Source organism: Pseudomonas sp. PS01297, from assembly GCF_029959305.1.
Taxonomy (GTDB): Bacteria; Pseudomonadota; Gammaproteobacteria; order Pseudomonadales; family Pseudomonadaceae; genus Aquipseudomonas; species Aquipseudomonas helleri.
In genome coordinates, this window is sequence record NZ_JASCPQ010000134.1 from 1 (window position 1) to 11,261 (window position 11,261).

11 protein-coding genes are annotated in these 11,261 nt (G+C 58.2%); 1 reads left to right on the top strand and 10 read right to left on the bottom strand.

Annotated elements, in window-relative coordinates:
• Positions 1–295: 295 nt before the first annotated feature.
• The 10 genes from QMX84_RS24475 to puuE form a co-directional block, all read right to left on the bottom strand.
• On the bottom strand, positions 296–901 hold the full coding sequence (locus QMX84_RS24475) for a TetR/AcrR family transcriptional regulator (protein ID WP_123751600.1): 606 nt from the start codon (positions 899–901) through the stop codon (positions 296–298).
• A gap of 100 nt (positions 902–1,001) precedes the next feature.
• The gene (locus QMX84_RS24480; RefSeq protein WP_153327825.1) at positions 1,002–2,207 is read right to left on the bottom strand and encodes an MFS transporter; all 1,206 of its coding nucleotides are present in this window, start codon (positions 2,205–2,207) and stop codon (positions 1,002–1,004) included.
• A 166-nt stretch (positions 2,208–2,373) separates the two neighbouring features.
• Positions 2,374–3,159, bottom strand: a complete 786-nt coding sequence (locus QMX84_RS24485; protein WP_282364997.1) for an outer membrane protein OmpK — start codon at positions 3,157–3,159, stop codon at positions 2,374–2,376.
• Between the two features lie 324 nt (positions 3,160–3,483).
• Positions 3,484–4,269 (bottom strand): outer membrane protein OmpK, encoded by a 786-nt coding sequence (locus tag QMX84_RS24490; protein ID WP_048371304.1) that lies wholly within the window; start codon positions 4,267–4,269, stop codon positions 3,484–3,486.
• A 155-nt stretch (positions 4,270–4,424) separates the two neighbouring features.
• Positions 4,425–5,789: a nucleobase:cation symporter-2 family protein gene (locus QMX84_RS24495; RefSeq protein WP_278939532.1), complete on the bottom strand. Its 1,365-nt coding sequence runs from the start codon at positions 5,787–5,789 to the stop codon at positions 4,425–4,427.
• An 80-nt stretch (positions 5,790–5,869) separates the two neighbouring features.
• Complete coding sequence (locus tag QMX84_RS24500; protein WP_048371301.1) at positions 5,870–7,162, bottom strand: urate hydroxylase PuuD; 1,293 nt, start codon at positions 7,160–7,162, stop codon at positions 5,870–5,872.
• Between the two features lie 49 nt (positions 7,163–7,211).
• Positions 7,212–7,715: an ureidoglycolate lyase gene (locus QMX84_RS24505; RefSeq protein ID WP_282364998.1), complete on the bottom strand. Its 504-nt coding sequence runs from the start codon at positions 7,713–7,715 to the stop codon at positions 7,212–7,214.
• 147 nt (positions 7,716–7,862) lie between these two features.
• Positions 7,863–8,858, bottom strand: coding sequence for an allantoicase (gene alc, locus QMX84_RS24510; RefSeq protein ID WP_048391549.1), 996 nt, complete (start codon positions 8,856–8,858; stop codon positions 7,863–7,865).
• Positions 8,859–8,919: 61 nt separating this feature from the next.
• A complete protein-coding gene (uraD, locus tag QMX84_RS24515; protein WP_048391547.1) occupies positions 8,920–9,435 on the bottom strand; it encodes a 2-oxo-4-hydroxy-4-carboxy-5-ureidoimidazoline decarboxylase in 516 nt (171 codons plus the stop codon).
• On the bottom strand, positions 9,432–10,361 hold the full coding sequence (gene puuE, locus QMX84_RS24520; RefSeq protein ID WP_048391544.1) for an allantoinase PuuE: 930 nt from the start codon (positions 10,359–10,361) through the stop codon (positions 9,432–9,434). The genes uraD and puuE overlap by 4 nt, the downstream gene beginning before the upstream one ends.
• Before the next feature lie 376 nt (positions 10,362–10,737).
• Here puuE and uraH point away from each other — a divergent pair, with 376 nt between their 5' ends.
• Entirely contained in the window at positions 10,738–11,091 is a 354-nt protein-coding gene (gene uraH, locus QMX84_RS24525) for a hydroxyisourate hydrolase (protein ID WP_048371291.1), read from the top strand.
• The last annotated feature ends 170 nt before the right edge of the window (positions 11,092–11,261 follow it).

The following is an 11,261-nucleotide window of genomic DNA, read 5'->3' on the forward strand; positions in this document are numbered from 1 at the left end:
ACGGAGCAAGGCCTGTGGTGAGGGCATGCCGAGCCAAAGCGAGGCACCGAGGGGTAGGGGCAAAAGCGTTTTGGTTACTTTGCCGCTTTTGCAAAGTGACGCGGCGTAAGGCCGGAACCCTAAGTGGTCGTTGCCGCAGCAACGGATATGTACTCAAGTCAAGAGCCCCCTCACCACGCCTCTCCCGAAGGAGAGGGAACCAATTGGGGGATGCTGACGATATTCGCTGTCCTGTTTGATGCGCGACAGCGCGGCGTCGAAGACGGGGCGGCAGCTCCGGTTTTTGCGCCAGGCGTCAATCCGGCGCACAGCCTTTAAGCACCAGCCGAATAATGGTCTGGGTCGCAGCTTCGTAGTCGCTGTCGTCGAGCTTGGCCTTGCCAGTGATGGCGGAGATTTGCCAGTCGAAGTCGGCGTAGGTCTGGGTCGCGGCCCAGATGCTGAACATCAGGTGGTGCGGGTCGATCGGGGCGATCAGGCCGCGGTCGATCCAGGTCTGGATGCAGGCGATGTTGTGTTTGGCCTGGTCGTTAAGCAGTTCGACCTGTTTTTCACTGAGGTGCGGGGCGCCGTGCATGATTTCGCTGGCGAACACTTTCGAGGCAAACGGCAATTCGCGGGAAATCAGGATTTTGGAGCGGATGTAGTTGCTTAACACCTCGTTCGGCTCGCCATCGGCGTTGAACGGCGTCGATACACGCAGGATCGGCTCGATGATGCTTTCGAGCACTTCGCGGTACAGGTTTTCCTTGGATTTGAAGTAGTAATAGACGTTGGGCTTGGGCACCCCCGCCTTGGCCGCGATGTCGCTGGTTTTGCTGGCGGCAAACCCTTTGTCGGCGAATTCCTCGCTGGCGGCTCGCAAAATCAGTTCTTTGTTGCGCTCGCGGATGCTACTCATAAACCCGGTATTTCCTTGCCTGTTTTGGCGGTCGGGCATGGTAGCACCGTGATTGCAAACGTCTCAAGACAGCTGCTTGCAGGCGGTCTTACGCCAGCCGTCAGGCCAGCGCATTACCGGGTTGCGAGGTGCTGTTTTGCAACAGCCGATAGCCCGCGACGGCAAACAGCAACATGCCCAAACCTGCGATCAACGACACCCTGAAGCCCGCCGGTGCACCGTAAGCGTCGATCACCCAGCCACCGACCACCGCGCCAAGGGCAACACCCATGCCCAGGCCGGTGATCATCCAGGTCAGGCCTTCGGTCAGCTTGGCCGGGGCGACGATGTTTTCGACCAGCGCCATGGCGGTGATCAGGGTCGGGGCGAAGAACAGCCCGGCGACAAACATGGCCGCGGCCAGGGTGATGATGCTGTTGGCCCACATCAGCGGCACCATGGTGATTGCCGTGGCCAACGCGCCCAACAAAAACAACCGGGGCAGGGGCATGTTCAATTTGAGGCTGCCAAACACCAGTCCGGCCAGGCATGAACCCAGCGCATACACCGACAGGACGATACTCGCGGCCGCCGGTTCGCCCTGATGTTGGGCAAAGGCCACGCTGACCACATCCACGGTGCCGACAATGGTGCCCAGGCCGATCAAGGCCATCATCAGCACCAGAACCGCGCCCTGACGCAAGACTGTGACGTCATTCTCCAGGGTTCGCGGGTGCACGGGCGGCTCGGTTTTGTGTTGCATGACAAAGGCCGTTACGCCCACTGCCAACAGGATCGCGGCCGCCAGTGGCCCGGCCTGGGGGAACAGGGCCACGCTCAGGCCCACGGAAATGGGCGGGCCGATGATAAAGCAGACTTCGTCCAGCACCGATTCAAACGAGAACGCCGTGTGCAGCTTGGGCGAGCCGCGATACAGCTCGCTCCAGCGGGCGCGGACCATGGCCGGCATGCTGGGCATGCAGCCGGCCAGGGCGGCGCAGACAAACAGCGTCCAGTCGGGCGCGTTCAGGTAGCTGCACAGCAGCAACGCAAGCATGGCGCAGACGCCAACCGCCGCCACGCCGGGCAAGATCCGGCGTTGCCCGTAACGATCAACCGCGCGAGAAATTTGTGGTGCCAGCAGGGCCATGGCCAGTGCAAAAGTGGCCGCCACCGCGCCCGCCAACCAATACGAGCCGTGCAACTGCGAAAGCATGGTGATGATGCCGATACCTGCCATGGATATGGGCATTCGGGCGATCAGGCCTGCGGCGCAAAACGCTTTGCTGCCGGGGGCGCTGAAAATCTCGCGATAGGGGTTGGCCATACAAGCTCCGTGACGTTGCAGGTAAGAAAGGTGTTTTGACATACATGGCGTATGCAGAAATATACGCATGCGCGGCGTATGTCAAATAAAGGTGGCCAGTGAGGAGAAGGTGCTGCCTGGAGAGGAGGGCTTCAGCCACGCGAATGCAGTGGCTGAAGCGGGTGCATCAGAAGTGGTACTTGACCAACAGGCTCGCGGTGTCCTGGTTGGTTTTGAAGGAGCCGCTGTCTTCGATGCCGTACTTGTTTTTCCAGTAGTCGTATTCGATACCGACGTACAGTTGCTTCGCGCTCCAGTTCAACGCCTTGCCCAAGTCATATTTGATCTGTGGGTTGAAGTGCAGGTTGGCGTGGTAGGTGCCGCGCGCGTTCTGGTCGTTGTCGACCACCCAGTCCATGTAGCCGTCGATGACCACATCGGAGTTGCCCACGGGTTGGGTCCAGGACCACACCGGGGTGATCTGCCAAACACCACGGCCCGGGCGGTTGCCTTCTGGGTAGCGTTTGTAGAAGTTCAACTGGAAGAAGTCGAAGCCCGGCACATTCAGGTCGAAACCGGGGCCGATCAGGTAGGAGTCTGAATCGCCTTCGCCAAACTCGTAGGTGAGGGCCAGCAACACGTCTTTGATGGGGCCAAACTCAAACTTCTGATCGAAGATCTTGCCGAACGACAAGCGCGGCGTGAACTCGCCGTAGTAAGTGTTGGTGCCGAAGTTACTGTCTTCTTTGCCGTTGTAAAAAATACGGTCGACGAACAGAAAGTTATCACCGTATTTCCAGCTGTCGGCGTGCTCGAAAGTCAAGGTCTGCTGGATCTTGGGATTGACCTGGAAGTCCTTGCCATACAAGTACGTCAAGCTGTTGGTTTGCCACTGCAGCAAGTCTTCTGCGGCTGCCGTTGTACCGCCCAGCAGGCTCCCCGCAAGCACCAGGCCGGTCAGAATGCACTTCATTCGGTTGCTCCAAAAATTAATCAATGCTGCATGAGTAGAACTCGGCGCTCTGTGCGGCACCTTGGTTCTTTTGTTTTAAAACTTGTCTTTACGGTCAACTTAAAGGCGTTTGAACACCCTGTTTTACGGCAAAGAGTCATCGCTCGGCTGTCCGTGAACAGTTGAGTGGCGGGAGACTAATGCAGGCCGTAAATACTTGGGTTGAACGATAAAGTTGGCTTCAGAGTCAGCTTTAAAACAGCGCCCGTCTTTGAGCGGCCGCGCAGAGTACTGACTCTGGCGTCGGTACTCAAGCGCGCTGTTGTTGCACGGGCGCAGCAAGGCTTAAAAGTGGACTTTGATCAGGGCGCTGGCGGTGTTTTGGTTGGTGTCCAGACGGCTGCTGCTTTCGATGCCGTACTTGTTTTTCCAGTAGCTGTATTCAAAGCCGACATACAGCTGCTTTTCGCCCAGGTTGAGGGCTTTGCCCAGGTCATATTTGACCTGCGGGTTGAAGTGCAGGTTGGCGTGATACGTACCGCGTGAGTTCTGGTCGTTATCGACCACCCAGTCCATGTAGCCATCGATCAGCACGTTGGAGCGGCCTACAGGAATGGTGTAGGAGAACGATGGTGTGATCTGCCAAACCCCCGTGCCAGGGCGTGGCCCTTCGGTATGACGGCGATAAAAGTTGAGGGTGAAATAGTTAAAGCCGGGTACCGCCAGATCAAAGCCCGGGCCAATGAGGTAGGCCTCGCTGTCGCCTTCGCCGTATTCGTAGGTCATGGCCAGGAGTACGTCTTTGATGGGGCCGTATTCGAGTTTTTGGTCGAAGATCTTGCCGAACGACAGCCGTGGGCTGAACTCGCCGTAATAGGTGTGCGGGCCTTTGTTGGGGTCGGCTTTACCGTTGTAGAAAATGCGGTCGACAAACAGGAAGTTGTCGCCGTACTTCCATTTGTCGGCGTGTTCAAAGGTGATCGTTTGCTGGATCGACGGGTTGATCGCGAAGTTCTTGCCGTACAGGTAGGTGAGGCTGTTGGTTTGCCACAAGAACAGATCGCCGGCCATTGCCTGACCTGCAGCCAAAAGCCCACCCGCGAGCGTGACGCCCCAGTGTTTGCAGTGCATGGGATGCTTCCTTTTTTATTATTGTGTGTGCCAGAGATTGGCAGGTGGGTGGGAGCGGGCTTGCTCGCGATTCAGGTGCTGCGGTTTTTCAGGTAAACCGTAGCGATTTCATCGTGAGCAAGCCCGCTCCCACACAAACACTCATCCATCGCGCATCAATGCTGATGCACGTGACCGCTCATGGCTGCACGCTCGGCGCCGCCCAGTACGTTGAACAGCAGGTTCAGGGACACGGCGCTGACTGCCGCCATGGCGATGCCACTGTGGGTGATCGGGCCCATCCAGAGTGGCAAGTGCGCGAAGAACTCGGGGCGCACCACCGGGATCAGGCCCATGCCGATACTCACAGCCACCAGCAGTTGATTGCGGCGGTCGGCAATGTCGGCTTCCTGGAGGATTTTGATCCCCGTGGCGGCAACCATGCCGAACATCGCAATGGCTGCGCCGCCCAGTACCGCAGGCGGAATCGAGGCCACCAGGTACGCGGCTTTAGGCAGCAGGCTGAGGGTGATCAGGAAGATCCCGGCCATGATCGTTACCGAGCGGCAACGCACGCCGGTCATTTGCACCAGACCGATGTTCTGGGCGAATGAGGAGTGGGTGAAAGTGTTGAAAAAGCCTGCCAGAAACGAAGCCCCGGCGTCGCACAGCAAGCCGCGACGGAGCATGCGTGGGGTGACTTCCTGGTCGGTGATCTTGCCCAGCGCCAGAAACATCCCGGTGGACTCGACAAAAATGATCACCACCACCAGACACATCGACAAGATCGGTGCCAAATGGAACTCAGGCATGCCGAAGTGCAGCGGCGTGACGAGCTGGAACCACGGCGCCAGGCCGATGCCTTGCAAGTTGACCATGCCGATGGCACCACACAGGGCATAGCCCAGTGCCATGCCGATCAGTACCGAAACGTTGACCCAAAAACCGCGCATAAAGCGATTGATGAGCAAAATGGTGCCCAGCACCAACGCCGCAATAAACAGGTAGATCGGTGAGCCGAACTGCGCCGCCGTGCTGCCGCCGCCCGCCCAGTTGACGGCGACCGGGAACAGTGACAGGCCGATGGAAGTAATCACGGTGCCGGTGACCAACGGCGGGAAGAAGCGCACCACCTTGGACATGAACGGCGCAATGATCATCCCGAAGAAACCGGCGGCAATGGTTGCACCAAAAATACCGGTCATGCCGATGCCCGGCATCCCGGCCATCGCCACCATGCTGCCAACAGCGGCAAAACTGGCGCCCATCATCACCGGCATACGAATGCCCATGGGGCCGATGCCCCACGACTGGACGATGGTTGCCACGCCGGCCACCAGCAGGTCGGCGTTGATCAGAAAGGCGATTTCTTCACGATTCAGACCGGCCGCCTGGCCGATGATCAGGGGGACGGCGACGGCGCCGCCGTACATCAGCAGCACGTGCTGCAAACCGACCAGAATCAATTGCAACAACGGTAGCCGCTGGATGGGTGGTGGTGCGGTTACTGCGGGTATGCGCGGTTCGGTTAAGTCGGACATGCAACACCTCGGTCATTTTTATTGTTGTGAGCTAATGGTGTGGTGGGTGACCGCCCACGGTTTGCGGCCACCCGTGTGCGTCAGTTGATGTGGGCTCCTGAGTTGACCCAGGCACCGACCAGATCGCGTTCTTGCTGGGTCATCTGAGTGATGTTGCCCAGCGGCATGATCGGTGTGGCGACGGCTTGCGCTTGAATACGCGGGGCCATCAGTTGGATTTGTTGCGCGGTGTCAAACATCACCCCGGCCGGGGCCACGCTGAATAGCGGACTGGTAGGGGAGGCGGAATGACAAACCGTGCAGCGTTCCTGGATCACCGCGTGGACTTTTTCGAAGTCAACGCCGGCCACCGGGGCAGCGGGAGCGGCAGGTGCGGGCGCTGCTGCTGGCGGGGCATCTGCTGCTTTAACACCGCCCACAGCCGTTTCCGGCAGCGGTTGGTATTTGATGACCTTGGCCACGTCGGGCGTTGCAGGTGCTGGTTTGGGGCCAGTGACATACGCCAGGCAGACCATGCCCAATGCTGCGACCGGTAAGGTCCAGGCATATTTATGGCTGTCGTGGCGGGTGTTGAAGTAATGGCGTACCAGCACCGCGAGTACCGCAATCCCGGCCAGGATCAGCCAGTTGTATTGGCTGCCGTAAGTGCTCGGGAAGTGGTTGCTGATCATGATGAACAGCACCGGCAAGGTGAAGTAGTTGTTGTGACGCGAACGCAGCAGGCCTTTGGCTGGCAGCGTTGGATCGGGCGTGCGGCCTTCTTTGATGGCCGCAACCAGGGCACGCTGGGCGGGCATGATGATGCGGAACACGTTGCCGACCATGATGGTGCCGATGATGGCGCCGACATGCAGATACGCGCCGCGCCCGCTGAACACTTTGCTCAGGCCGAACGCTGCGGCAACCAGCAGCAAAAAGAGGATAAAACCGAGCAGTGCCGGGCGTTTGCCCAAAGCAGAGTCACACAGGAAGTCGTAGACAAACCAGCCGGCAATCAGCGAACCAATGCCGATGGCAACCGCTTCCGGGCCGCTCATGCTGGAGCCGGGAGCGATCAGGTACAGCGCCGGGTTGAAATAGAACACCAGGCACAGCAGGGCGATGCCGGACATCCAGGTGAAGTAGGCTTCCCATTTAAACCAGTGCAGGTTCTCCGGCATGGTCGGTGGGGCCAGCTTGTATTTTTCGAGGTGGTAGATACCGCCCCCGTGAATGGCCCATAAGTCGCCCGACAGGCCGTCTTTGGGGTTGGCTCGATTGAGGTTGTTCTCAAGCCAGACAAAGTAAAACGACGCGCCAATCCAGGCCACACCGGTAATCATATGAATCCAGCGCACGCCCAGATTCAGCCATTCCATCAGATGTGCTTGCACAGTCTTTACCTCTCGCCTGTCACTCTTGAGTGAATGAGCAGACCTTCTCTTATTGGTGGGGGGCGAGGATCAAACGCTCATCCTCTTTAAAGAAATGCTCATCGCAGTTATTGCCTGAGCCACTGCGATCAACCACCAGGAAGTCATCCCGCTTTTCGATCGTCAGCACCGGGTGGTGCCAGACGCCGCGATGGTAATTAATGCCCTGCCTGCCATTACTGACAAAGGCGCGGACCAAGCCTGATACAGGTGCATCGCCAACGGGCGCGACCACGATCAGAAAGGGGTTGCCGAGCAGCGGAATAAACGCCTGGCTGCCCAGCGGATGGCGCTCCAGCATGCACACAGTGAACGGCATGTCCTGCGCCTCGGCGCGGAAAATGCTGATGATCGCCTTGCACTCTGGCGTAGCCGTTTGGACCTCGGCCAGATGATGAAAGCGCATGGTTGAACCGTTGTTGATCATGAAGTGGTCGCTGCCATCGGTTTCAATGACGTCACCGAACGGGGCGAAGGCTTCTTTGGTCAGCGGTTCAATCTGTAATGTGCGCATGTTGGTCTTCTTTTTCTAAATGACTGTCAGGTGTTCGTTTTGCTTTTGTAGCCGCTGCCGCAGGCTGCGATAAGGTCCGAAGGGCCTTTAACAGCAGGGTCGCTGCGCAACCCGTCGCAGCCTTCGGCAGTGGCTACAGGTTTTGCCTTATTTAGCGACCTTGCCCAGTACACGCAGGCGGCTTACACCGCCGTCCGGGAACAGGTTGAGGCGGATGTGGGTGATCGGGCCCAGCGCTTTGATCTGTTCGCTGAAGCTGTGCTCGGCGTGCATTTCGAGTTTTTGGCTCGGCAGCAATTCACGCCAGAACAGGCTCTGGGTTTCGATCTGGCTGTCGGTACCGCCCTTGACGAACGCGCCCTGGATCGAGCAGCTGTCCGGGTAGTTGCCTTTAAAGTGCAGGGTGTCGACGATGATTTTTTCAACTTCACCGGCGTGACCCAGCGCGACGATGACCCAGTCATTGCCAGGGGTACGGCGACGTGCGGTTTCCCAGCCATCGCCCATGTTGATGCCACGGCCCGGGTTAAGAATGTTGCTCATGCGGCCGAAGTGTTCGTCGGAGCAGGCGAGGGCGCGGCCACCATTGAGGGCGGCGGCCAGATCGACCTGTTCGTTGTCACCCAGCGCAGACCAGTCACGGAACGGCACGCCATATACACGCAGACGCGCTACGCCGCCGTCCGGGTAGATGTTGAAACGCAGGTGGCTGAATGCCTGGTCGTTAGTGATCTCGTGGTAATGGTGGCTGTTGCCTTGCAACTCGACCGCCGACAGCACTTCAACCCATTGGGTGTTTTCAGTCGGCTCGCCTTCAGCCAGGAAGCAGGCTTCGAGGGAGGCCGATGGCGGGAAGTTGCCGGTGAAGAATGAAGTGTCGATGTCGACGCCCTTGATAGAGCCCGGTACGCCGAGGCGGATGACGGCACTGTCATAGCCTTCAAAGCGCTTGCGGCGGGACTCCCAGCCGTCCATCCACTTGCCGTTGTCATCGAAAACGCCCTCCTTCCACACGGCCGGGGTCGGCTGGAACAGGCGGTTGGCGTCTGCGAACCAGTCATCGGTCACCGAAACAATTTTGGTGCCTAGACGGGCGTCGGCCAGGTTGACGAACTTCTCGAACGGTACGGCGTAAGCTTTCATTCTTCTGGTCTGCCTTTAAATAAGTGGCTGGAGATACGTCACCGGCACCTGCCGGCTCGGCTTAGAGCTGGCGTAATCGGAACAGGGCTATTTTGTTGATTTCTGCCAACGCGCATTTGAACTCGACGTCTGCCGGGTTGTGGATGCGGGTTTCGAACGCGGCGAGGATCTGGTGCCGGTCGCTGCCTTTTACCGCCATGATGAAGGGAAACTTGAACTTGGCTTTGTAGGCCTCGTTCAGCTCGGTGAAGCGCTGAAACTCTTCTTCCGTGCATTGGTGAATACCGGCGCCGGCTTGTTCATGGGTGCTGGCTTCGGTCAGTTGGCCCTGGACGGCAGCTTTGCCGGCCAGGTCCGGGTGAGCGTTGATCAGTGCCAGTTGGCGGTCGTGATCAGCGCTCAATAACAGGTCGCTCATGCGCTGGTGCAGGGTGTCGATCTGATCGACGCTGGCGTCCAGGCCCAGGTCGTAAGCCTTTTCGGCCACCCAGGGTGAGTGCTCGTAAATGTCGGCAAAGGCTGCGACGAACTCATCGCGGCTCAGGGTGGACGGTTTGAGGGTCTTGAAGGCGCTCATCGGTCGGTCTCGGCAACAAAAGGGTGGGTGGCGTGCCAGTGCCGGGCAATGTCCACGCGGCGGGTAAACCAGACCTGTTCGTGGCCTTTGGCGTACTCGATGAAGCGTTTGAGGGCGGCGAGACGCGCAGGGCGGCCAATGAGGCGGCAATGCAGGCCGATTGAAAGCATTTTCGGCGACTCTGCGCCTTCGGCGTACAGCACATCGAAAGCATCCTTGAGGTACTGGAAGAATTGCTCGCCGGTGTTAAAACCCTGCGCCTGGGTAAAGCGCATGTCATTGGTGTCCAGTGTGTAAGGGATCACCAGATGTGCTTTGCCGGTCGGGTTATTGGGTTCCCAGTAGGGCAGGTCGTCGTCGTAGGTGTCGCTGTCATACAAGAAGCCGCCTTCTTCCATAACCAGCCGACGGGTGTTCGGGCCGGTGCGGCCGGTGTACCAGCCCAGCGGACGTTCGCCGGTGATTTCGGTGAGGATGCGGATCGCTTCGAGCATGTGCTCGCGCTCCAGCGTTTCATCCATGTACTGGTAGTCAATCCAGCGATAGCCGTGGCTGCAGATCTCGTGGCCAGCGGCAACCATGTGGCGAATCACGTCCGGATGACGCTGCGCGGCCATGGCCACGGCGAAGACCGTGAGCGGAATGTCGAATTCCTTGAACAGCTTGAGCACCCGCCATACGCCTGCGCGGCTACCGTATTCGTACAAGGACTCCATGCACAGGTTGCGCTCGCCTTGCAGCGGCTGGGCTGAGACCATCTCCGAGAGGAAGGCTTCCGATTCTTTGTCGCCATGCAGAAGGCTGCGTTCGCCGCCTTCTTCGTAATTGAGCACAAAAGACAGGGCGATACGGGCGTTGTCCGGCCAGTGCGGATGAGGAGGGTTTGGACCGTAACCAATCAGGTCGCGTGGGTAGTCAGCGCTCACTACAGTCTTCCTTATTGTGGGTGTTAACAGTCGACTGGCCAGACTTGGCGTCTCTGCGATGACTTGATTGTATACAACTTAATAATAAATTTGTAACCCTGAATTTGTGCATTTTTATCATGCTTTGTGCTTGAAGGGTACGTGCAAAAAACTTGCCTGATTGGTCAGGTTCTGAATACAAAGTCTCTAAAGGCCGTGTCTTTGAGCGTTGATAGTCTCCAAACCTCAGGCTAGACGTGTCGCGAAAAATAGCATTTTTAATTGTGTACAATTTTTTGAATAAGTGTCTTAATCTTCGCATTGCCGTGTCTTTCGGGGCTTATCTGAAAGCACGGCAGCCGAATTTATTCACCAAGTCGGGGAGGTCGCACACTCAATGGGACGTTTGACTACACACGTTTTGGATGCCGCACACGGATGTCCGGGCAGTTCGATCAAGGTCGAGCTGTACCGCGTTGAAGGTGCCCAGTTGACCTTGGTGGCGAGTGCCTTGACCAACGAAGACGGCCGCTGCGACGCACCGCTGTTGCAGGGCGACGACTACCGTTCAGGGGTATACCAGGTGCAGTTCAGTGCCGGTGATTATTACCGCGCACGGGGTGTGAAATTGCCGGAGCCGGCGTTTCTGGATGTGGTGGTGCTGCGTTTCGGGATCAGTGCCGAGCAGGATCACTACCATGTGCCGTTGCTGATCTCGCCGTACAGTTACTCGACGTACCGTGGTAGTTAGGCTTTAAAAGTTCGCATCGTGGTAGATGATTTGCCCGCTCACACTGCGGGCTTTTTTTTGCCCGCGTTTAAGCAAATCCCTGTAGCCGCTGCCGCAGGCGGCGATAAGGTCCGAAGGACCTTCGCTTCTAAAAGCGTGACCCCTTCGGGCTCAATCGCAGCCTGCGGCAG